At 57.7% G+C, this 23,868-nt stretch carries 15 protein-coding genes and 1 tRNA gene; 2 read left to right on the forward strand and 14 right to left on the reverse strand.

What is annotated here, in order from left to right; genetic code table 11:
- Positions 1–11: 11 nt before the first annotated feature.
- From G547_RS0111670 to rnr, 5 genes are all read right to left on the reverse strand, one after another.
- Positions 12–704 carry an L-ribulose-5-phosphate 4-epimerase gene (locus tag G547_RS0111670; protein ID WP_027330015.1) on the reverse strand — a complete coding sequence of 231 codons (693 nt, stop codon included), beginning with the start codon at positions 702–704 and terminating at the stop codon, positions 12–14.
- The gene (locus G547_RS0111675; RefSeq protein WP_027330016.1) at positions 701–2,368 is read right to left on the reverse strand and encodes a ribulokinase; all 1,668 of its coding nucleotides are present in this window, start codon (positions 2,366–2,368) and stop codon (positions 701–703) included. Before G547_RS0111675 ends, G547_RS0111670 begins: the two co-directional genes overlap by 4 nt.
- A gap of 149 nt (positions 2,369–2,517) precedes the next feature.
- Positions 2,518–4,260, reverse strand: coding sequence for an IlvD/Edd family dehydratase (locus tag G547_RS0111680; protein ID WP_027330017.1), 1,743 nt, complete (start codon positions 4,258–4,260; stop codon positions 2,518–2,520).
- A 262-nt stretch (positions 4,261–4,522) separates the two neighbouring features.
- A complete protein-coding gene (rlmB, locus tag G547_RS0111685) occupies positions 4,523–5,263 on the reverse strand; it encodes a 23S rRNA (guanosine(2251)-2'-O)-methyltransferase RlmB (RefSeq protein ID WP_027330018.1) in 741 nt (246 codons plus the stop codon).
- A gap of 61 nt (positions 5,264–5,324) precedes the next feature.
- Positions 5,325–7,916 carry a ribonuclease R gene (rnr, locus tag G547_RS0111690; protein WP_027330019.1) on the reverse strand — a complete coding sequence of 864 codons (2,592 nt, stop codon included), beginning with the start codon at positions 7,914–7,916 and terminating at the stop codon, positions 5,325–5,327.
- 317 nt (positions 7,917–8,233) lie between these two features.
- Here rnr and G547_RS0111695 point away from each other — a divergent pair.
- Positions 8,234–8,320: transfer RNA gene (locus G547_RS0111695), tRNA-Leu, on the forward strand.
- A 77-nt stretch (positions 8,321–8,397) separates the two neighbouring features.
- Here G547_RS0111695 and G547_RS22715 read toward each other — a convergent pair.
- The 8 genes from G547_RS22715 to G547_RS0111735 all read right to left on the reverse strand — a co-directional run bounded on the left by G547_RS22715 (position 8,398) and on the right by G547_RS0111735 (position 21,566).
- A complete protein-coding gene (locus tag G547_RS22715) occupies positions 8,398–10,065 on the reverse strand; it encodes a diguanylate cyclase domain-containing protein (protein WP_051235319.1) in 1,668 nt (555 codons plus the stop codon).
- A 72-nt stretch (positions 10,066–10,137) separates the two neighbouring features.
- On the reverse strand, positions 10,138–10,548 hold the full coding sequence (locus tag G547_RS0111705; protein WP_027330020.1) for a response regulator: 411 nt from the start codon (positions 10,546–10,548) through the stop codon (positions 10,138–10,140).
- A 34-nt stretch (positions 10,549–10,582) separates the two neighbouring features.
- Complete coding sequence (locus G547_RS22720; RefSeq protein WP_051235321.1) at positions 10,583–12,490, reverse strand: sensor histidine kinase; 1,908 nt, start codon at positions 12,488–12,490, stop codon at positions 10,583–10,585.
- Positions 12,487–13,518, reverse strand: a complete 1,032-nt coding sequence (locus G547_RS0111715) for an ABC transporter substrate-binding protein (protein WP_027330021.1) — start codon at positions 13,516–13,518, stop codon at positions 12,487–12,489. The genes G547_RS22720 and G547_RS0111715 overlap by 4 nt, the downstream gene beginning before the upstream one ends.
- A gap of 148 nt (positions 13,519–13,666) precedes the next feature.
- Positions 13,667–15,178, reverse strand: coding sequence for a tryptophan halogenase family protein (locus tag G547_RS0111720; RefSeq protein ID WP_027330022.1), 1,512 nt, complete (start codon positions 15,176–15,178; stop codon positions 13,667–13,669).
- 5 nt (positions 15,179–15,183) lie between these two features.
- Entirely contained in the window at positions 15,184–16,656 is a 1,473-nt protein-coding gene (locus G547_RS0111725) for a tryptophan 7-halogenase (protein WP_027330023.1), read from the reverse strand.
- Positions 16,646–18,184 carry a tryptophan halogenase family protein gene (locus G547_RS0111730; RefSeq protein WP_027330024.1) on the reverse strand — a complete coding sequence of 513 codons (1,539 nt, stop codon included), beginning with the start codon at positions 18,182–18,184 and terminating at the stop codon, positions 16,646–16,648. The genes G547_RS0111725 and G547_RS0111730 overlap by 11 nt, the downstream gene beginning before the upstream one ends.
- A 73-nt stretch (positions 18,185–18,257) precedes the next feature.
- Positions 18,258–21,566 carry a TonB-dependent receptor gene (locus G547_RS0111735; protein ID WP_342664691.1) on the reverse strand — a complete coding sequence of 1,103 codons (3,309 nt, stop codon included), beginning with the start codon at positions 21,564–21,566 and terminating at the stop codon, positions 18,258–18,260.
- 572 nt (positions 21,567–22,138) lie between these two features.
- Between G547_RS0111735 and G547_RS0111745 the strand changes: the two genes are divergently transcribed.
- Positions 22,139–22,876 carry an NUDIX hydrolase gene (locus G547_RS0111745; RefSeq protein ID WP_425411499.1) on the forward strand — a complete coding sequence of 246 codons (738 nt, stop codon included), beginning with the start codon at positions 22,139–22,141 and terminating at the stop codon, positions 22,874–22,876.
- A gap of 142 nt (positions 22,877–23,018) precedes the next feature.
- Here the strand turns inward: G547_RS0111745 and G547_RS0111750 are convergent, their stop codons facing one another.
- Positions 23,019–23,735 carry a GntR family transcriptional regulator gene (locus tag G547_RS0111750; RefSeq protein WP_027330027.1) on the reverse strand — a complete coding sequence of 239 codons (717 nt, stop codon included), beginning with the start codon at positions 23,733–23,735 and terminating at the stop codon, positions 23,019–23,021.
- Positions 23,736–23,868: the final 133 nt, after the last annotated feature.

Below are 23,868 nucleotides of genomic sequence, written 5' to 3' on the forward strand. Positions count from 1 at the left end.
ATCAAGTTAAATCAATTCTGCCCGTAGTAAGCGTTCTTGCCGTGCTTACGCAGATAGTGCTTGTCCATGATGCCCTGCTTGAGCGGCTGCACGTTGGGCTTCAAGGTGCGAGTCAAGTAGGCCATTTTCGCCATTTCTTCCAGAACCACCGCATGGTAGACCGATTGCGCCGCGTTTTTCCCCCAGGTAAAAGGGGCGTGGCCGGCGATGATCACCATCGGGGTTTCCACCGGGTTTCTGTCTTTAAAGCAGTCGGTAATCTGAACGCCGGTTTCTTCTTCGTAATCTCTCTCGATCTGAGCGTCACTCATCACGGCCGTGCAGGGAACATCCCCGTAGGCATAGTCTGCGTGGGTGGTGCCCAGGCAGGGAATCGGCTCCTGAGCCTGGGCCCAGGCCGTGGCATAGGTGGAGTGAGTGTGGGTCACACCGCCGATGTCTTCAAAGTGACGGTACAGGTGGGTGTGGGTCTTGGTGTCCGAGGACGGACGCATCTTCCCTTCCACCACATTGTTGTCCAGGTCGACGATGACGATGTCATCAACCGTCAGGTCTTCATAGGCGACACCGCTGGGCTTGATGGCGACAACCCCCTTTTCGCGGTCGATCTGGGAAACATTGCCCCAGGTGTACACCACCAGGTTGCGGTGATGCAGTTGCATATTGGCTTCGTACACCTGCTCTTTGAGCTCACGGTAACTCATGCGCAATCTCCTTCTACAAAGGCTCCCAGAGCCTGATACTTCTGATACAGCTCGTCGTACTGCTTGGCATTGCCGGCATTCGGGGTATAGGTTTTACAAACCGGAGAAGCCATGACTTTCTGCGCCTCTTCCACGGAACCGTGCACGCCGGCGATAGTGGAGGCAAAAATTGCCGCACCCAGGGCGCAGCTCTGTTCACTTTCCAGCACGTCGATCTGGCAGTTCCAGACGTCGGCACAGACCTGCATGACAAAGTCCGATTTCTTGGAAATACCGCCGATCACCACCACGGAGCTGATATCGACACCTTCGCTTTTGAAGCGCTCAATAATGGCGCGAGCACCGAAGGCCGTCGCTTCCACCAGCGACCGGAAAATCTGCGGTGCCTGGCTGCCCATTTTCAGACCACTGATGGCCATACTCAGGGTCTGGTCGGCATCCGGCGTGCGGCGGCCGTTGACCCAGTCCAGGGCGGTAATACCATTGGCGCCCAGCGGCACTCGATCAGCTTCCGCGCCCAGGGCGGCCAGCGTTTTGTCTTCAATCTCTTCCACCAATGCCTTGCGGGTCGCCTCATCCAGCTTGTCGGTGGTGGCCAGCAGGTTTTTCACCGGCCAGTTGACCAGATTGCGGAACCACGCGTAGAGGTCACCGAAGGCGGACTGACCCGCCTCCAGACCGACCATTCCCGGAATGACCGAGCCGTCGACCTGGCCACAGATACCGCGAATGCACTTATCACCAATGTCCTCATAGCTGGCGACCGTGATGTCACAAGTGGATGTACCCATCACTTTTGTTAGTACGCCCGGTTTGACGTTAGCAGCCACTGCGCCCATATGACAGTCAAAGGCGCCAAAGCCCACCGGGATGCCAGCGGGCAAGCCCAGTTTATCGGCCCACTCGTCATTGAGGGGACCCACACTTTCGGCGGAGGTATAGGTGTCGGCGGGCAAGCGATCTCGCAGGCCATCCAGTACCGGATCCAGGCCGGTGAAGAAATCGTTGGGGGGGTAACCACCCCAGCTTTCGTGCCACATGACTTTGTGGCCGGCGGCGCAGCGGCCAGCGCGGAACTTGCTCGGGTGGGTGGTACCGGTCAGTACGGCCGGCATCCAGTCGCAATGCTCGACCCAGCTGTGAGCGGCTTTGTGCACAGAGGCGTCTTCACGCATGACGTGCATTGCCTTCGCCCAGAACCACTCAGAGGAATAAATACCACCCTCATACTTCAAGTAGTTGACGTCGGCGGATTCGGCCGCGGCGGTAATCTGCTGGGCTTCTTTGATCGCGGTGTGATCTTTCCACAGCACGAACATGGCATTGGGGTTTTCGGCAAACTCGGGCTTCAACGCCAGCGCCGTGCCTTCACTGTCCACCGGAACTGGAGTGGAACCGGTGGTATCAAAACTGATGCCCACTACCTGACGGGCCGCGCCTTCGGGCGCCTCTTTCCACAGCCCCGTAACGGCCTGCTCCAGGCCCTCAAGATAATCGAGCGGATGCTGGCGGAACTGATCTTTGGCCGGATCGGAATACAGACCCTGGTTCCAGCGTTTGTACGGGACCACTGTGGTGGCGACTTCATCGCCGTTTGCGGTATCAACCAACAGTGCTCGAACCGAGTCAGACCCATAGTCCAGGCCCAGCGCGTAAGACGTCATACGTTCACCTTAATTATCGAGGCCCATAGGGGCCTCATCGTTACCGACATTTATTGTATTATAATATGCGAAAGTGGCGAATTGTCAACGAGTTTCGCGGCCTGGAGTGCCAAAAACCCAGGCCCACTCAAGGGCCGATCAATGCCCCCTCAATGCGAATGAGCGGGAACATCAGCACCACGACAACCCACCAGAAAATCAAAATCACACCCCTCATCGGCCTGTAGCACATGCTCAAGGTACAGCTGCATGTAGCCGCCCACTCGGGCGATCGGCTGCTTCTGACGTATACACTCAAGGCGCTGGGCAATTTCCTCGTCAGACAATTCTACCCGCATCTCACCGGCACCGGCATCGAGTACAATCCAGTCGCCATCCTCGACCGCCGCCAACGGGCCCAGTTCCCGTGCCTCAGGGGTGACGTGCAGCACCACGGTACCAAAGGCGGTGCCGCTCATGCGGGCATCGGAAATACGGACCATATCAGTGACCCCCTGCTTCAGCAGTTTGGGCGGCAAGCCCATATTGCCGACTTCCGCCATGCCCGGATAACCCTTTGGACCACAGTTTTTCAAGACCATGACCGAGTTGCGGTCCACATCAAGCTCCGGATCCATGATACGCGCCTTATAATGCTCGAAATCATCGAACACTACAGCCCGCCCCCGGTGCTTCATCAACCCCGGAGAGGCCGACGAAGGCTTGAGCACCGCCCCTCGGGGGGCCAGATTACCGCGCACAATGCAGATGCCACCGCTGACGCAGAGCGGGTTGTCCAGCGGACGGATCACTTCATCATCGAAGCATTCGGCGCTGCGGCTGTTTTCCCAGATTGTCTTGCCCGTGACCGTCATGGCGCCCTTTTCCAGCAGCTCCGCCTCTCCGAGTCGGCGCAACACCGGCGGCAGGCCGCCCGCGTAGTAAAACTCTTCCATCAGAAACCGCCCTGAGGGCAACAAATCGACGATGGTCGGCACCGGTTGACCGTAGGTCTGCCAGTCATCCAGCGATAGCGGCACCCCCACCCGTTGGGCAAGCGCCTTAAGGTGAATGGTGGCATTGGTGGAGCCGCCCACGGCGGCAATGGTGCGAATGGCGTTAATAAAGGAGGCGCGAGTCATGATATCGGACGGCTTGAGGCCCTCCTTCACCATCTCCACGATGCGCATGCCGCTAACATACGCGTTGGCATAACGGCGCGAATCCACCGCCGGAATGGCCGCACTACCGGGCAACGACATGCCCATGGCTTCGGCCACGCAGGCCATGGTGGAAGCCGTACCCATAGTGTTGCAGGTGCCGGTGGAGCGAGACATGCCGGCCTCGGCGTCCATGAACTCATCCAGGGTAATTCGGCCGGCTTTGTAGTCTTCATGCAGATTCCAGACCAGAGTACCCGAGCCAACATCCCGCCCCCGGTGCTTGCCGTTAAGCATGGGGCCTCCGGTTACCACAATGGCCGGCAGATCACAGCTGGCGGCGCCCATCATCAGGGCCGGAGTGGTTTTGTCACAGCCGGTCATCAGCACGACGCCGTCAATGGGGTTACCGCGAATGGATTCCTCGACGTCCATGGCTGCCAGATTGCGGGTCAGCATGGCCGTCGGGCGCAGATTGGACTCGCCATTGGAGAACACCGGAAACTCAACCGGCACGCCTCCGGCTTCGAGGATGCCCCGGCGGACGCGATCCGCAAGGTCGCGAAAGTGAGAGTTACAGGGGGTCAGCTCGGACCAGGTATTGCAGATACCAATAACGGGCTTGCCCTGAAAATGGTGCTCCGGGATGCCCTGGTTCTTCATCCAACTACGGTACATGAAACCGTTTTTGTCGCGCTCGCCAAACCACTGGGCGGAACGCAGAGGTCGCTTGCCTTGTTTATTATCGCTCATGGCAGACAGCTCGAGTTCGATGCTCTGATTAGTATTATAATATAATCGGCACCACCCGGAACTGCAAGTAAATCAGCGCGTTGCGGGCCGGAAAAGGCGTATAAAAGTCGTTTCCATCCACAAAAATACCCGTTCAGGCCGCGAAAAAGCACAAACTGGCTGCCAAAAATCACCTTATAGTCATTAAAATCATAAGACGATTAAAGCCACTTTTTTAAAAGAAAATTCTTCTCTGCAAAGGGAAAAACCCTCTTCGCGTCGCTCAACCTCTTTGCCGAACCGCCTCAAACAAACAGACGCCGGTCGCCACCGACACATTCAGGCTGCTCACCGTTCCCGCCATCGGGATTTTGATCAGGTAGTCACAGGTTTCCCGCGTGAGCCGGCGGAGCCCTTCGCCTTCGGCCCCCATCACCAGAGCCAGCGGCCCCTTCAGGTCACTTTGGTAGAGGGAGGCCTCGGCCTCACCCGCAGCGCCCACCAGCCAAACCCCCTGCTCCTGGAGCTTTTTCAGGGTTCGGGCGAGGTTGGTCACGGTGACGAAGGGCAGCACCTCGGCCGCGCCGCAGGCCACCTTGCGGGCCACAGGGCTGAGGCCAGCGGACTTGTCCTTGGGGGCAATGACCGCATCAACCCCGGCAGCCTCGGCACTGCGCAGGCAAGCCCCCAAGTTGTGGGGATCAGTAATGCCATCCAGTACCAACAGTAATGGCGGGTGGTCCAGAGCTTCGATATGACGAAGCAAAAACGCTTCATCCTGCACCGGACCCGGGCGACAAACCGCTACAATTCCCTGATGATTTTCTCCCTCAACCATAGCGTCAAGCTTTGCGCGCCCCATGGTCTGAACGGAAATCCCCTGCCCTTCGGCGAGTTTCAGCACCTTACTCAGACGCTGATCGTCGCGACCCTGCAAACAGTACAATTCAAGCACTCGCTGTGGCGAGCTTTTCAACAAGGCCTGCACCGAGTGCAGGCCAAATAGCCACTCTTTTTTACTCACCCATCAATCCTGTTCCTGTTGGCGAGCGGCACAGACCGCTCCCGGGGTTTCAAACCAACCTTTATCTCTTCTTTTTAAATTTAGCCAGCGCTTTTTTGACACCAGCTGCCGCCGTCGCAAATAGAGAGCGGCCCGCAGGCGCCACATCCTTTTTCTCCGATCGAACTGCTCCAGCTTTCGTCGACTCCGAAGTGTTCGAGCCTTGTGTTTGATCATAACGTTTCGACGGTGCCTCCTGTTGGTCCCGACGGCCTCGACCTCTGCCTCGGCCTTTACGGCCCTGACCGGGTTTGCCGGATCCTTTTGTACCCTGGGCATTCTCCTGGTTTTTGCCTTGGGTTTTGGCTTTGCCTTTGCCTTGAGCTTTAGTCTCAGCCGGTGGCTTGGCGTTTGCCTTCCCCTTTCCGCGACGGGTGGCCGTGACGGACTCCAGCTCAAAGTCGATTTTTCGGCTGTCCAGGTCGACCTGAACAACCCGAACGCGCAACTCATCCCCCAAACCGAACACCTTGCGGGTGCGATCACCCACCAGGCGGTGCTGCGCGGGGTCAAAGCGGTAGTAGTCGTGTGGCAACGCGGTAATGTGTACCAGGCCCTCGACGTACAGATCCTTCAGCTCCACAAACAGACCGAAGCCCACGGCAGAGGCCACCACGCCATCGAACACTTCCCCGACATGATCCTGCAAGTACTCGCATTTGAGCCAGCTGACCACATCCCGGGTGGCGTCGTCGGCGCGCCGCTCGGTCATGGAGCAGTGCTCGCCCAGGGCGACCACATCGCCGGTTTCGTAGGGGTAGATGTCTTTCACCGCCAGCGGCTTGGCGCCTTCCACACGGGCCACGTGGCTCGAGGGCCGTTCGCTGCGAATGACCGAGCGGATAGCCCGGTGAACCAGCAGGTCCGGGTAACGGCGAATGGGGGAGGTAAAATGGGTGTAGGCGTCAAAGCCAAGGCCGAAGTGACCCTGGTTCTCCACCTGATAAACCGCCTGCTTCAGGGTACGCAACATGACCATCTGGATCAGATGGCTGTCCGAGCGGTCCTGAATCTGTTGCATCAGGGCCTGGAAATCCGCCGAGGTCGGCTCCGAGCCACCCCCCAATCCCAGTCCGAGCTCGCCCAGGAACTCGCGCAGGTTGGCCAGCTTTTCTTCAGTCGGCCCCTGGTGCACACGGTACAGACAGGTGAGGTTGTGCTTTTCCAGAAAGCGCGCGGTACACACGTTGGCGCACAGCATGCACTCTTCAATCAGTTTGTGGGCATCGTTGCGCTTGACCGGCACGATTCGGTCGATTTTCCGGTCTTCATTGAAGACAATCTGGGTTTCGGTGGTTTCAAAATCGATCGCGCCGCGCTCATCCCGAGCCTGACGCAGCACCTTGTACAGCTTGTGCAGGTTGTGTAGCTGCGGCAGAACCTCGGAAAACTCCTTGCGCAAGGGGTGTTGATCATCCCCCTCGGCTTCGAGAATCTCCCAGACCTGGTTATAGGTCAGACGCGCGTGGGAGTGCATGACCCCTTCAAAGAACTTGTAACCGGTGATGGTGCCATCCGCGCTCAGGGTCATTTCGCACACCATGCACAGCCGGTCGACGCTCGGGTTCAGCGAGCAGAGACCGTTGGACAGGGCCTCAGGCAGCATGGGAACCACATAATCGGGAAAGTACACCGAATTGCCACGCTTGCGCGCCTCGGTATCCAGCGCGCTGTTGCAGGGCACGTAGTGGGACACGTCGGCAATAGCGACAAACAGGCGCCAACCGCCGCCACGACGTTTTTCACACAGCACCGCATCATCGAAATCCCGGGCGTCGGCACCATCAATGGTGACAAACGGCCGATCGCGCAAGTCGATGCGATTGAGCTTGTCTTCCTCCCGAACGCTGTCCGACAGGGTTTTGGCTTCCTCCGTGACGGATTCCGGCCAAATATTGGGGATGCCGTGGGACTGGATCGCCAGCTCAATCTCCATGCCCGGCGCCATATGGTCGCCCAGCACCTGAATGACACGACCGGTGGGCGGCCGCTTCTTCTCCGGCTGCTGGGTAATTTCCACCACCACGATCTGCCCGGGTTCCGCCTTGCCCTCGGCGCCGGGAGGAATCATCACATCCTGGGTAATGCGGGCATTCTCGGGGGAGACGAACTGAACGCCGTCTTCCCGGAAAAAACGACCCGCGATTTGCTGGGTGTTGCGGGCCAGGATCTCAACGATCGCCGCCTCGTCCTTACCGCGGTAGGAGCCCGTCACCCGGACCAGCACCTCATCGCCATCGAAAACCCGGCGCATCTGCCGGTTGTGCAGATAGAGGTCATTGCCGCCCTTGGCGGGAATGACGAAGCCGTAACCGTCCCGGTGCCCCTGTACGCGCCCGCGGATGACGTCGATTTTGTCCAGGCGGGCGAAGGCGCCGCGCCGGTTGCTGACCAGTTGGCCATCGCGCGCCATGGCGATCAGTCGCCGGCGCACGGCCTCTACCTGGTCTTCATCCTGAATGTTCAGCATGTCGCAGACTTCGGGATGGGTGACAGGGCCCTGGGCGCTATCGAGCAGTTCAAGAATGAACTCTCGGCTCGGAACCGGATTGTCGTATTTTTGCGCCTCGCGCTCGGCGTGGGGGTCCTGCTTGGGATGTTTCTCTTTACTCAAAACGTATCTGTCCTGTAACGGAAAATGTGAGCCCCTTTTGAGGGCTTCGTGTTCGCCTACCGCGAAGTTTGAAGGACATCTGAATAAGAAAGGTAGGCGTTGGAAGGGCCCTTTTTGGGACCGTTAGTTGATCTTTCGCGGACATTATAGGCCAGTTAAACCAATAAACCCATGGATGGCCCGGAATTCCCTCAAAATATTCTGAAAATCCGACAACCGAACCGTTGACAAGGTTCCAATCTGACATTATAGTGCGCGGCCTCAGCTCACGACAGCCGAGAAAAGCACAGCTCAGCTAAAGACGCTGACCGCTATATGCCCAGGTGGTGAAATTGGTAGACACGCTAGCTTCAGGTGCTAGTGGCCGCAAGGCCGTGGAGGTTCAAGTCCTCTCCTGGGCACCATCTTTAAAAAAGCCGAGCATTCGCTCGGCTTTTTTTATGTCGGATCTACTCAGTACCGAAGAGCGCACCGGCCGACCTTAATCCGGTTCGTGATAAAGTCTATGGCAGCCCTTGCCCGCGGCCTTGGCATCGTACATGGCTTCATCGGCCTTCTTGAGAAGTCCCTCAGGCGTGGTGTCATGGTGAGGGTAAAGCGCGCTGCCGATACTGAGATTGATGCTATGGTCCACTCCATCAATCGTCACGGACTCGGCCCCATCATCAATCAACGACTGCGCGACACCGCCAACCGCATGGGCGCTATCGGAATCTCGCAGTAGTACGACGAACTCGTCGCCGCCATAACGAGCAACCGTATCACTGTCACGGCACCGGTATCTCAATCTCTTTGCCACCTCCTGCAGCAGCAGGTCGCCAACCCGATGACCATAGTTGTCATTAATAGGTTTGAATCCATCCAGATCCAGAAACAGGATCGCAAACCCCTTTTTGTCCCGTTTGGCTACCTCAATGGCATGACCGATCCGGTCAAACAGGAGGCTGCGGTTGGGCAATCCCGTCAGGGCGTCATGGTACGCTTCGTAGCGGGCCCCTTCCTCGCGCTCGATCTGCTCTGTGACGTCGGTATACACCGCCACGAAATGCTCTACTTGGCCCATGTCATCGGTGATTGCCGACAGGGAGACCTGCTGAGCCGATAGCGCATCATTCTTCTGGCGATTCCAGATGATTCCGCGCCAACGACCCTCTTTTCGCAATGTCGACGCGAGCTCTTCGAAAAACGCGTTGTTATGACGGTCCGAGGCGAGCTGCGCCGGTGTCTTGCCGTACAGTTCATCCATCGAGTACCCGAGCAACGCTTCAAACGCCGGGTTGCAACGCTGGATTCCAATCTGCGGGTCCATGATCAGCATTGGCTCGGCCGATGTCTGAAACACAGCGGCAGCCACACGCTGCTCCTCTTCTCCGGCCTTTCTTGCACTAATATCGGTATACGTGCTGACCACACCACCGTTGGGCATCGGCCCGGAGCGAACTTCCAGAGCCCTGCCGTCGGCCAGGACGTATTCGCCACTCTGCTCCTTGCCGTCGCGAGCCAGCAGGATATTTTCAGCCACGCCGGGCCCATCTCTTCGGCTCATAGATCGGGCGTTCAGTAAAGGGAATGACGACAAAGGCGTGCCCACCACGGCAAGATCCTCTGGGCACCCCAGCAGGTCCACCAAAACCTGGTTCCAGGCCTTTAGCCGAAGATCCCGGTCAAATACACTTAACCCTTCCGCAATACTGGCGAGAGTAAGGGAGAGGAGTTCAGTTTTCTCCTGCAACTCTTGCTGTGCGGTTGCCGCCGCTTCCCGCAGCCGCTGCTTTTCAAGCACTTTCTCAATCGTGCGGGGCAACAACTCAAGGTAGCTGCCATCCACTGTCTTCACGACATAATCGGCGGCTCCGGCTTTCATGGCCTTGATGGCCGTATCCATATCTCCAGCGCCAGATATCATGATGGCAGGGGGCGTATCCCCGGTGGCCTGTATTTTTTCCAGTACCGCAAGACCGTTCATTACCGGCATTTCGTAGTCAATGGCGACCACATCGAACGCATCCCGCTGCAAGCGCTCCAGCCCGGCTCCACCATCCGTGGCCCATTCCATTTCGTAGCCACTGCGGTGCAAGCGCTTCTTCATCAGTTGCGCAAGCCCAGCATCATCCTCCATGCAGAGTATGCGGATTTTACGATCACTCATCTCGGAAATGACTCCAATGATGCATTTACTGGCCTCTGGCCAAACTCTTCTGGCGAGAGATCATAGTCATACTCAGGGCACCGCCATGACATTCAGTAGCAACCCCAGCTCACGGATCGCGGCCGAAAACTTCTCGTATTCCACCGGCTTGGTAATGTAAACGTTGCAGCCGGCATCGTAACAACGCTCGATTTCCCGGGGATCGTCGGTGGTAGTCAGAACCACCACCGGGATGCGTTTGAAACGTTCGTCCGCCTTCATCCGGTTAAGAACCTCATAGCCATCCAGTACCGGCATATTCAGGTCCAGCAGAACCAGATGATGCCGCGCCTTGGCTTGCTCGGTTTTCAGGTAGTCCAGAAAGAGCTGGCCATTAGAAAACCGCTCCACCGTATTGTTGATATTTCCCCGGCGGAGGTTTTTCTTGATGAGATGAGCATGCCCATCATCGTCCTCGACAATGGCAATCGTTACATCGTGCATAGAGCTTCTCCTGTGTTTTGGTCACTCGTAGCCATCAGCCGTGGCTGCGAGCCGCCCGTTCGCTCGCGTTCTTCGCCAGAGTAAAGCTAAAGGTGCTGCCCTCGCCGACCACGGATTCACACCAGATTCGCCCCCCGTGACGGCGCACCAATGTTTTGACATACGCCAGCCCCATACCGTCGCCAGCGACTTCCGTATTACCGACGCGTCGGAACAGTTCAAATACCTTGGTAAGGTTACTGGGGTCAATTCCCGGCCCGTTATCACTGACATGGAAGGTCCAGTAGAGGTTGTTGTCCTCGCTTCGAATGACCAGATGCCCCGGGGTCGTGTCCATGTATTTAACAGCGTTGTCCAGGAGATTGCGGAAAACCTGCTCCAGCGCGAATACATCTGCCGTGACGACGGGCAGTTCGCCGATGTCCACCTCAATCTCCTTGGCTTCCAGTTGATGCTTGAGGGAGGCGAGCTGCTCAGTGACTACCGCTTTGCTATCGACTGACTCCCACACCAGCTCCCGACGACCCAACCGCGACAGCGCTAAAATGGCCTGAATTTGACGATCCATACTGGCAACGGAGGAGTGCATGAATTGCAATGCTTCGGGAATGTCCTGCTCCCATATAACGGCCGCCTCATCCCGAGTTGCCTGTGGCAGTGTTTGCAGCGTTGGCTCCAAAAGCGCCCTGAGTTCATCGTTGGAGTAACCGAGCTCGGTGGCGAAGCCTTTCAGGTTGACGAGCGGGGCCCGCAGGTCATGAGACACAATGTAGGCGAAAGCACGTACCTCCTCGCTGTTTTCCTGAACCTGCTCTATATAGAAACTGATGTCTTCCGCCATGGTGTTGAAGGTCTCGCCCACGCGGGAGATCTCATCGTCGGGCCTGGAGCCCAGATCCAGCCTGGCCGAGAAGTCTCCCTGAGCAAAGGCTCTCACCTTGCCACTCATTTCAACCAGGGGGCGCATCAGGTAAGTGACACTGACGTACAGCACCCCGCACAGAACCAACACGCCCACCAGTGCCAGCAACGCCAGCTGGTAAGCAAGCCGATAAACCGGCGCCAACATTGACTCAAAAGGCACCTCCAAGACCAGGGTCCAGTCTTGGCCCTCATAACCCAGATGGCCCTTCTGGTGGACCGCTACCATTATGCTCGAAACTTCCTCGGGCTCATCCCGATTGTCCAGCACGATACTGCCCGAACGGGAGCTGAAGCCGGCTTTTTGCAAAATCGGCCATTCCGAGGCTTTTGAACCGACCCGGTCACGGTAGTGCGATGAGGCCGCAATAACGACGCCATCCGAGCGCAGCAGCTGCGCCCCCACATCACGATCCACGTCATCGAGCAGTTGGTTAACGGCGGGCCACGCATATTTGCCCAGCGCAACGCCGATAACATCACTTTCTTCCAGGCCGCCGGAATAAACGGGCGCGGTGAATATAAGAGACGCTGCTGCCCCCTCGCCCACGAACCTCAGTTCAGAGGAGTAAATCTCTCCCTTTTTGGCCGCCTGGAAAGCGGCATTGAACTCGGGGTGCTCCTGAACCAGGCGCCCGGCTCTTTCAGGCATATTGGAAACCAGCAGACGACCTTGATCGCTCAGAACACTGACAATTTTCCAGGGTCCCGTGAGAAGGCTGATGCTTTCCAGATCATCTGACATTTCTGAAGCCTGGGGTGTCGACTCAGTACCACCCGCCGACAGGAACTGAATCAGCGGGCGCTCCTGAGCCACTACCTGGATGCCCTGACGGGCCGAAAACAGGCTGCGATCGACGTCCTGCATCAGGTCCCGTGCCTTCGCAACCTGTTGCTTGGCAAGCTGGTCTTCGAGGCTGTGTTTGGCGACCTGATAAAACACGCCGCCAAAAACGAGCCACACCAGCCCGCTGGCCAGAGCCGTTATCAGGATCAACTTATGAGTAAAACCCAGTCTCACGGTGAATTCTCTTCGCGAGCCAGCTCCCGCACAAACCGCCCCTCCAGAACATCTTCCGGCGTCTGGACCGGCGCGCCCTCCCCGTATCGTTCGGTCAGAAAACGCTGGATTTTTCGGGCAGAGCCGAATAGCGACTCCAGGCCAGAGGCATAAGTAAAGGCCTGCACATTATCACGCAGCCCCAGAATCTGATTGAGCTCGGCAAAAGCTTTGACCTCCTCCGGCGACACTTTCTGAGCCTCCGCCACAATTTCAAAGGCCGCCTCAGGGTGGGAGTGAATGAAGGTCGTGGCGCGCCACCAAACCTGAAGCAGGCGGTTGATGTCTTCCGGCCTTTCTTTGATAAATTCCCGGCGAAAGATCATGCCCGCGCTGATCAGACCCGGTGTCTGCGCAGTGTCGTAAAGAGGGTTGCCATTCTTCGCGGCGGCGGTGGCATAGGGCTCCCAGGTCATCACTGCGTCCACATCTCCGGCGGAAAGGCGCTCCGCGGATTCTTCCGCGTCCATATCCACCAACGTTACGTCCTCAACGCCCATGCCGAAGCGTGACAGCATAACGTCGAGGGCATAGACCAGGGCCGTTTCTTCAGGTACGCCAATACGCTTGCCCCTGAGCTGCTCGACGGTATTGATGGCGGAAGACCCCACTAGAGACTCCGATCCCCGGGATTCGTCTGTGGCCAACACCATAACCACCTCCGCCCCCTCCTGACTCATCTGCATCACGTCAAAAAGCCAGACCGCCAGCGTATCTACGCGGTCGTCCACCACACCGGCCACGGCCCCATAATAGTCTTGGTTGGCATCAATAAAAGTGACCTCCAAGCCGGCCTCTTCGAACCAGCCTTTATAGCGCGCGATATCTATCCAGTACATGCCGGGCCAGTAATAGGTGGCAATGCGCATGGGGTCTTTGGACTGGGCTCTTTCCGCTCCCTGAAAGGGGAAAGACAACAAAAGGGCAAGTGCCATCACCGCGCCGACGGCGGCCAACACCGATGAGACTATTTTGGTGTTTTTAGTCATGCTGAACCTGCCCCTCAAAACGCTGACACATGGTTCAACAGAAACCAAGAACCACGAGACCTACTGCCATGCTTTCAGCGTAGAACAAATACCGCAATGAGTCCAAACGCGTGGCAGTGGTCCCACGTGCCTTACGGATACACGAGCTCTAGCCTTTCTCCGCTGGACAGTGACGGGCGATAAAGTCCGCGTGCGAAGGCATATACTCCACTGAGCGCTGAATGACCTGGCGGATGTTCTTCAGGCGATGAGCGATCTCCTCTTTGGGCAGAGCATCCACGAGCGGGTGATAGGCGCGGGGGCGCAGGCCCTGGCCGTGCATGACTTCAAGCCAGCTCAGATCGTTGAACAGTTCCTCGTTGGTGCGAAAGATGCGGCCGTTTTTCTGATATTGGTCGATTTTCTGCTGGAGCGTGTCGGGAATCGACATGGTGCGGCAGTAGTTCCAGAACTCGGAATCATCCCGCCGCGTAATGCAGTAGTGGGCGATCAGAAAGTCCCGGATACGGTCGTACTCAAAATTGACCTGGCGGTTGTATTCGTCAATGTCTTCCCGATCAAAGTGGCGGTTGGGGAACAGGCTCATCAATTTCGCAATGCCGGACTGGACCAAGTGGATACTGGTGGACTCCAGCGGTTCCATAAAACCACCCGCCAGCCCAAGGGCGACACAGTTCTTGTTCCAGAAGCGTTTGCGCTTTCCGGTGGTAAATCGCAAGGGTTTAGGGTCCGCCAGGGGCTCTCCATCGAGATTATTCAGCAGAACATGGGTGGCCTCGTCCTCGCTGATGTACTGGCTGCTATAGACGTGACCGTTGCCGGTGCGATGCTGCAATGGGATACGCCACTGCCAACCGGCCTTGTGAGCGGTGGAACGGGTATAGGGGGTGGGGTCCGCGACTTTGGTGCACGGCACGGCGACGGCTCGGTCGCACGGTAACCAGTGGGTCCAGTCTTCGTAGCCGGTTTTGAGCGCCCCCTCGATCAACAGCCCCCGGAAACCGGAGCAGTCGATAAACAGGTCGGCATCGACGGTATCGCCGTCTTCCAGAGTAACGGATTCGATAAAGCCATCGTCCGGGTTCAGTTGTACATCGACAATTTTCCCCTCGCGCCGACGCACCCCCCGCTCCATGGCGAAGTCCCGCAGGAACATGGCGTAGAGGGCGGCATCGAAGTGAAAGGCGTAGGCGATGTCCGACAACGGCGAATTGCCGGCATCCACGGGCCGCATGAAACGCCCCTGCTCGGCCGCCAGGCAGTTGAGCGTATATTGATCAATATCCGGCGCTTCGCCCGCCTGATGCATTTTCAACCAATAATGATAAAAGGAAATGCCCTCCATATCCTTGCCGACACCGCCAAAAGCATGAAGATACTTCTCACCAAGATGCCCCCAGTTCACGAACTGGATACCCAGCTTGAAGGTCCCCTGGGTTTTGCGAACGAACTCGTTCTCATCCAGCCCCAACATCTGATTGAACAGCTGGATCTGCGGGATGGTCGCCTCACCGACACCGACAGTGCCAATGGCATCAGACTCGATCAGTTGAATGTCGCAATACTGATTCTTCAGCACCCGAGCCATCGCCGCGGCCGCCATCCAACCGGCGGTGCCGCCGCCGACGATCAAAATTTTTCGAATTCGGTTGTCTGTCATTACACCTATTTAACCTCGTTGCCCAAGCCTTTGTCAGAGCCTTTTAACACCGACGTCAGTGTCGGCATCGTCTCGGCCACTTTCACCAGCGTCCGATAAATTGTGTCATGTTTGTCTTGCAAGCGCTCAACCCCGATATCCGCCAGGGTCACGTCGTAACCCTTGGGGTGCCACCCCAGACCCAGCGCCAGCGCCACCCAGGCTTCGTCGCTGAGTACTTCGTCGTCCCGACGCCAAAGTCGGCCGAAAGTACGAAACACCGACAGGCGCCACTGCAACGACTCGGGCAGTGACGCCTCGTCGCATTCGACGTTCGCCGCGTGCATCCAGTGCACCTCGTTCAGAATCTCATAGAGCCCTTGCCGGCGTCGGTTGTACTCCGCTCTCAGTGCCGGCCGGCCGGTAGCGTCCGGTAACAACTCCAGCCACAGCAACAGACAGCGAGAGGCCCAGAACCATTCCGACAGAGCCAACTCCCCCGGAAGGGCATCGGCGTGACCCAACGCCAGGCAATTGTGAGCCCAACCACTGGCACGACGACCGGCTCCGAGCACCTCCACCGTCGCCGCCTCGCCGCAGGCTCCCAGCTCCTGTTGGAGTTGCTCGAGCGCCGCCTCATCACGCACCCAGCAGTCCACCACCCGGCGACCCTGCAAACCGGCACGGCGCCGCCACCCCCAGGGCTCACGGCTCATCTGCGCGCGCGGTTGCCACGGGTGCTCCGCGGCCTCCTGATAGGTCAGGCGGTAGCGCCAAGGGGCTACCCCGCTCTGCTCGAACGGAACCCCGAGCGCCTCGCCCAGCAATAAGGCCGACTCCCCGGTGGCATCCACAAAAAAGTCACCCGCGACTTCGGTGCCTTCATCAACACTCAAATGCCGGATGCCGCTGTCAGGGTCTCCATTAACCTCAAACGTTTTGCAGTGCAGACACTCGACCCCCAGCGAGCGGGCGAACTCGCCCAGACACCGAGCCAGTGCCGCGCGGTCCAGGTGTAAGCCGTAGCGCAAGGTCGATTTTGCCGAGCGCGGGTCATCCACCGGGAAGTCAAACCGCCCTCTTCGGGCCGCCTGAGTCGCCAGGAAGTGATTGGCGAACGCACGCTGCTCCGCGCCCTGAAACCGCTTGAAAAACTCCTGCTCGAAAGGCGCGGGCGAGGGCCGGATACCGTGGGTACCATAGGGCAGGAAGAAGGTTCCCGCTCCCGTCCGGTACTCTGTGCCCAGACTGTAGAGCCCCTCGCAGGCCCGAACCAACTCGCTCTCGGGATACCCCATCATGGCCAACCAGCGTCCCAGGGCGGGATCGGCCACTTCGACGCCGCCCTCCTGAGAGCCTCGCCCGGTCTCGGGGCGTACCCACATCACCTGGCAGGCGTGCGGCCTCAGCAGGCGCGCGAGTGTGACGGCAGCGCCGGCGGCCACAAGCCCGTCGCCGACCACCACAAGGCGCTGAAGCGCTCTCGGTTCACTGCCCATGGCGCTCTCCGTATAGATTCATCGCCGCTGGTGGCTCCCGCTTCAAGCCGCCGCGGAGAATGACCTCGCGGTGCTCGGGGGCACCCCGCGCCAGCTCGCGTAATCGAGCGGCCATGGCCTCAAGCGAACGAACCATGGTCGTCTGCGCCGCCGGCATCGCGCGGGAATCCCACCCCTCTGGCGACAACCCTTGTCCGAGGTATACTGCCAACCAGCTCGGCTGAGCGAACAACCCCTGCTCGTAATGTTCCACCGTGGAGGACTCCCGAAAGAGGTCGATTTTCCGCTTCAGTCCGTCAGGGATGTCCATTGACGCACAGCCGTTCCAAAACGCCGAGTCAGTGCGGCGGTTCAGATGATAATGCAGAATCAAAAAATCCCGGACCCGTCGATACTCCAACCCCATCCACCGGTTAAAGGCCTCGCGACTGAACGTCTGATCCCGCGCTGCGGGAAAAAACTCCACACACTTGATAATCGCCATTTGTATCAAGTAAATACTGGTGGATTCCAGCGGCTCCAGAAAGCCGCTGGACAGCCCAATGGCAACGCAATTTTTCTCCCAACTGCGGGCCCGGCACCCCGCCTCAAAGCGAATCAGGTTCGGCTCTGACAGGGGGTGACTGTTGAGCGACTGGCGCAGTTGCTCGCAGGCTTCGTCGTCGCCGAGAAAATCGCTGGCATAGACCTGACCGTTACCCGTGCGATGCTGCAGAGGGATGCGCCACTGCCAGCCGGTCGCGGTCGCCGTGGAGCGGGTATACGACGGCGGGGTGTCGAGGGGTTCACTGGCCATGGCCACCGCGCGGTCACAGGGTAACCATCGCTTCCAACTCTCGAAAGGCACGCCCAGCGTCTGGCCCAGCAGCAGGGAGCGAAAACCGGAGCAGTCGATAAACAGATCGCCCTCAACTCGCACTCCCGACTCAAGCACCACCGCTTCAATGCGACCGTCCTCCGGGGCCTGAACAACGCGACTGACTTTGCCCTCCCGACGGGTCACATGGCGCGCCTCGGCATAGCGGCGCAAAAACAGCGCATAGCGCGAAGCGTCCAGGTGAAAGGCATAGCCGTAGCCAAGGTCAGAATCCGGAGGCGGTGGCGCAAAACGGTCGGCGCGCGCAAGCTGGGCGGCCAGCGAGAAGGAATCCAGGCTGAGATTGGGCAGCGCCCCTCGGGCGCTCAGCCAGTGATGATGAAAATCAACGCCGCCCATATCCGGGCCAAAAGCGCTGAAGGGATGCATGTAACGGCTCGAGGCCTCGCCCCAGCCGACAAACTCGATGGCCAGCTTGTAAGTGGCCTGCGTCGCCTCGATAAATTGCCGCTCGTCAATACCCAGTAGCTGGTTGAAGTAGCGGATATGGGGAATGGTGGCTTCGCCGACGCCCACCGTGCCAATTTGTTCGGACTCCACCAGCGTAATCGAACAGCCCGAGGGAAGCAGGCGGGCGAATGCGGCGGCCGTCATCCAGCCGGCCGTGCCGCCTCCAACAATCACGACTTGCTTTTCGAGTGAAGTCACCATGGGCGTCTCTGCTTTTCCAAAAAAAAGGCGCAACCCGGAGGTTGCGCCTTTCTTGGCCTCAGATCAATCCGTCTTAGTAGACGTATTTCACCGTGAAGGCCAGGCGACGGTCACTGACGAACCAGGAACGACCGGTCTCGCGACCATTTTCGTCCAGTGTCATCAATGTTTTCGTCTCGGTGTTGAGCAAGTTAGTGGCCTGCAACCCAAGAGTGATCTCATCGGTCAGGTTGTAGGACACAGAACCGTCCAGGAAGCCGGCATCGTCGTTCCAGATCGGTTGGCCACTGATCACATCACGAGTGGTCACCAGATACTTGGAGCGCCAGTTGTAGGCCAGACGGGCTGCCCAGTCGTTCTTCTCGTACATCAACACCAGGTTGGCCGTGTGCTCGGACTGACCGCGCAGCGGCAGGCCTTCGAGCAGGCTCAAGTCAACCACTTCCAGACCGGGCTGAGGAGTTTCCGTTTCCTCTTCCGCTTCGGTGGCAATACCGCTTCCGGAGAAGTTCGGTACACCTTCTGAATCAATAAAGGTGTAGTTCGCCTGAACACCAAAACCATCCCAGGGCTCGGGCAGCATATCGTAGAACTGCTGGTACGCAATTTCGATACCCTGCATCGTGCCTTCTTCACCGTTACGGGTGGTAGTGAAGTCCACGGTCTGGCTCACTCCGGTTGACGGGTTAGTGAAGGTTCTTGGCAGCGCCCCCTCAATAAAGAAGTTGCTCAGATCTTTATAGAAGATGCTGGCGGTCAAGGAGCCGACCGGTGCGAAGTACCACTCCAGAGACGCGTCGTACTGAATGGACTCCATCGGCTGCAGCGCGGGGTTGCCACCGCTGCCGGTCCAGACCACGTCATTCACATCCAGAATGTTGACACCGTCATCCACCGGACCGGGCTCAACCGTTTCGCTGGTGTCGGTTTCACGAGTCACCACCAACTGCCGAGCGCCGAGCACCGCCTGGTTACGAACCTCCGACATATCCGGTAGAGCGATGGCCTTGGCAACCGCAAAACGGGAAATCAGGTCGTCGGTCAGCTCAACCTTCAGGTTGAAGCTGGGAAGAACGCCGTCCCAAGACGCGCTGTCTTCCTGATACTCGTCCACGTTGTTGCCAAAGTTCTGTTCAGTCTCGGACAACCAGTTATTGGCATCGCGGGAGTAGGACATGAGGTCGTTCACCTCATCCAGCCAGTCCTGCTCGCTGGGGAACAGGCCGGGATCAAACGGACCCACTTCCTCTTCCGCCCACTTGCGAATGGCACCGCTGTCGGCCAAGTCGGTGGGCGCCCCTTCCGGGTACGCCTGGCCGATCATGTCCGGATACTGAATAGAACCGATGGCATCACGAGTCAGCTCGACATAACGCAGACCGACGTTACCCGAGAAGCGCAGGGCGGTGGCATCGGAACCGAAGTCCACACGAACGTAGGCCGCCTTGTTGGTCTCGGTGGTATCGTAGATCTCCGCGTCGGTGAAGTAGGTGTTATTGCCATCTACTTCCGGGCGCAGGTTGGCCGGATCCCAGGCGCCTTCGGCTCCGGGGTTGTTCTGCGGCACGGTGCGACCGGCAATCACTTCCTTCAGAAACTCTTCTTTCGGGAAGATGAAACCGTCACCGGGAATGTTAACCACATCACCGCGATGGAAGTCGGACCAGTCCACGTACTCGTAGGCATCGCGCAACTCTTCGGTTTCAGACAGCCAAAGCGCGCCTTCACCCCCATTGGGAGCCCACTCCGCACCGATGCTACCCCAGTTATAAGGCGTGGTGCGAACGATCTGATTACGATCCGCAAAGCGAACACCAGCCTTCACGGAGCGGAAGAAATCCGAGTTATCCAGGAAATGGGTCACATCGAACCGGGCGGCTTTGGACTCACCCTCGGAGCGCTCGTAGTGGTCCATCGCCGAACGCCACCAGTAGGAGTCCAGGTCCTGGAAGTAGTTGCTGTCACCATTGGGGTCATTGGAGAAGCCGGGGAAATCTTCGGTATAGTACTCGGGGTTGGCATCACGACGGCCGTCCCAGGGCTCAACCACCGCCAGGCGCGGAGTGTCGTCACCCGACATGTCGAAGTTCTGCAGGGCATAGAAGCCATTGGCGACCTGCAGATCGTCGTCTTCGGTGGTCGCTTCCACCAGTTGGAAGTCACCCTCGAATTCCCAGGCGTCACTCGGGGTCCACTTCACGTTGAAGCTCAGGTCATCAACGATGGTGCGAGTATCCTTATAGCGGGTATCTGCCTGGTACTTCTGACCAAAGTAATCGTTCTGGGTTACGTAATCTTCAGGAGCGTCACCTTCGCCGGACCAGCCGCGTGGCACACGACCTTCACCGCCGCGCCAGCCACCACCATCGGTAATGTAGCCAGACTCAAAGATTCCCATTTCATCAAAAGCAAACTCGGTGCCGGGGTACGGACGAGCCCGACGGGTTTCGCTGACGGAACCATCATCGTTCTCTTCGCCGTAGCCACCCTGGTACTTGACGGCATTTTCTTTCCAGCTCAAGCGGGCGTCGGAGCGGATAAATTCTGCGGTGGCTTCCCACTCTTCGTTGGGGCTTGCCCACTGGAAGGAGGTTGCGAAACCCTTACGGATCCGCTCATCTTCTTTGGTAAAGAAGTTGGAGCCGTTGGTCATCCACACCTGGTTATCAGCATCAGCCACGCTGGAGGGCGCGCCCAGAGTATCGGCATTGTATTTCACAAAGGCGTCACTCTGAATACCGTTGGATTCCCCAATCAGCTCAGAGTAGGAGGCGTTGAGCAGCCAGCCAAACTCGCCCATGTCTTCGGTCAGCCAGCGGTTGCTGTACAGCGCGGAGAAGGTCGGGGAGCTCTCTTCGGCCATATCGCCGTAAGAGACATCGCCGGTGAAGGCGATCATCTGGCCGTCTTGGTCAAAGGGCTTGCGGGTGCGCAGACTCACGGTACCGCCAATACCACCTTCAATCATGTCGGCGGTCTGGTTTTTGTACAGGTCTACACCGGCCATCAACTCGGGGGGCACGTCCTGGAAGTTCAGACCCCGCCCGGAGTTGGCGGTAAAGGAGTCGCGGCCGTTGAATTCGCTCCGCGTCGCACTCATACCACGGATAACAGCGCCGCTGCCCTCAACCCCGAAGTGATCCGGGTCCTCAGGTGCCTGGAAGCGCTCGATCGAGACACCGGGCATACGCTGCATGGCTTCGAGCACACTGCGGTCCGGTAGCGAACCGATGTCCTCGGCGGAGATCGCATCCACAAAGGTGTCTGCATTGCGCTTGATGTCCTGGGCGTTCTCCAGGTTCTGACGCACGCCGCTGACGACGATTTCTTCCAGAAGCGGTTGTTGTTCAGACGCATCCTGCGCAAGGGAAGGGGATCCCATTGCCATAACACACATGGCAAGCATCGACTTTTTAAAAGTGACACCTTTCTTAACGTTGTCGCGATAAACCATAGCGCTTTACCCCGTTGTTATTATGTAACACAGCATCGACCGGCAGCTTTCCACACGTGTTATGCAGGAACTGCCTGTAAACACTCACCTAATTATTGGTATTACCTGACTCGTGAGTCATAAAAGCACCTGAATCCCATTACGGCTTTATCATTACTGTTCAGCCTGGACCATAAGTGCCACTACGGCGACCCCTGTCCTGTAATAGTCATTCAGACCACTATATTGATAGTGCATCATGTTCAACTAATAGTCAAATAGTAAATTAGACGAAAAACTGTCGTCTTACCCAACATTTTTCACGCCGCCTGCTGACGGCTGTCCCTGGGGCAAAAACGGGCTTTCACATAGAAAATGTCATACAAATTATGGCTAGGCTCGACCTTTATGGTCAGCATCGATATAATCGCCGCTTCCATTAGCGCGTCAGGTTCTGAGCGAATCACGGGCTGTTTTCGGAAGATCGCCAAACTTTCAACTCAAACATTGGGATGTGCGCCGTGGCCTCTAATAAATCGCCCTCCAAGCGACCACACAGCCGGGTCGAGCCGCTGAACCAGCCGGAAGACGTCCTGCCGGGACTGTCCATCGACAACGTGATTTTCGGCCTGGACCATGGCCAGCTGAAAATCCTTCTGGTCAAACATAACGTCGGTCCCGGCAAAGGCCACTGGGCGTTGCCGGGGGGCTTTATCCACCGGGATGAGAACCTGCGCGACGCCGCCTCCCGCCTGCTGGAGGAGCTGACCGGGGTGCGCGACCTGTTTCTGGAGCAGCTCAAAACCTTCGGCCGGGTGGACCGCTTCCCCAACGAGCGGGTGGTGACCATCGCCTATTACGCTCTGGTCAGCGCCGAGGATTACACCGTCGTGGCTGGCCGCAACACCACCGATGCCGTCTGGTTTGACGCTCAGGACCTACCGGAACTAATCTACGACCACTCGGAAATCGTGGATCACGGCCTACACTTCCTGCGCCACAAAGTCTGTCACGAGCCTATCGGCTTCAACCTCCTCCCCGAGAAGTTCACTCTGCTGCAGCTTCAGGAGCTGTATGAGGCCATACTGGACGTGAAGCTGGACAAGCCCAACTTCCGCCGAAAGATGATGAAGATGAACCTGCTGGCGCCGTGCAACGAAAAGCAGAAGGGCGTACCGCACCGGGCCGCCAACCTGTACCGGTTTGACTCAGCGGCCTACGAGCGGCTTACAGAGAAAGGGTTCTCGTTTGAATTCTGAACCGAAGCGTTCTTAGCCGACCAAAACGGTTCGCCTACTAGACAGACCAGACCAGCGGTTAAACCCCTGGCGTTCTGGAAAGAGCAGTGAGGATGGATAGGGCCTAGACAACTCATCCTAATTTAGCGGTGTTTCATAGGAGCTATTGGAAGTATTCAGGGTGATCTGAGGGCAAAGTATCCAGCACTTTATAGATTTCCCGTAAATGGGTACTCATTGCCGCTACAGCATCACTAACCGAGCCGGATTTAATCGCCTGAATAATGGCCCGATGCTGCGTGAGCACCCTTGTATATTGTCCGGTCATATGCAAACTCAAATTGCGAACGCGGTCCATATGTGCTTTTTCTTGGTCAATCATGGCTGCCACCCTTAGGTAGCCGGTAGAACCCACCAACAATTGATGAAACTCGTCGTCAAGTGCTTGAAATAGAAGTGCATCGTCTGCTTCGGCCGCCATTTTTTGCTTCGCAACGACCTCCTCAGCTTCGAGGACCAGAGAGGCGCTGGGCTTTTCGGCCAAAGCACTAACCACAGAAACTTCCAGTGCCTCTCTTATAAACCGCGCTTCCAGTATTTTGTCCAAGCTGAAGCGAGACACATAAGTACCCCGTTGCGGCCGAACCTCGGTGAACCCCAGATTGGATAATTTAATCAGCGCTTCACGCACTGGCGTGCGACTGACGCCAAACTTGTTTGCCAATGCGGTTTCCGAGATAAGCTGGCCTGGCTGCAACTGCATGCTGACGATGGCGTCGCGAATAAAACCATAAATTTGGCCACTGGCCGGTCGGTTATAGTCTATTTGCTTCCCGTACTCTGCGGCTTTTTCTAAAAATGGAACGGATTCTTCAGACAAAACCGCATCTCCTTCTTTAAATCGATTCGGTTAAACCCATTCTAATGGATTTAACACCACGGAGCATCCAGAGATTACAAGGTGAAAAGCCAAGCACGGCAACGGTAAAGATCGATTGACACATCGGGCCCGG

Source organism: Marinimicrobium agarilyticum DSM 16975 (genome assembly GCF_000423345.1).
Lineage (GTDB): Bacteria > Pseudomonadota > Gammaproteobacteria > Pseudomonadales > Cellvibrionaceae > Marinimicrobium > Marinimicrobium agarilyticum.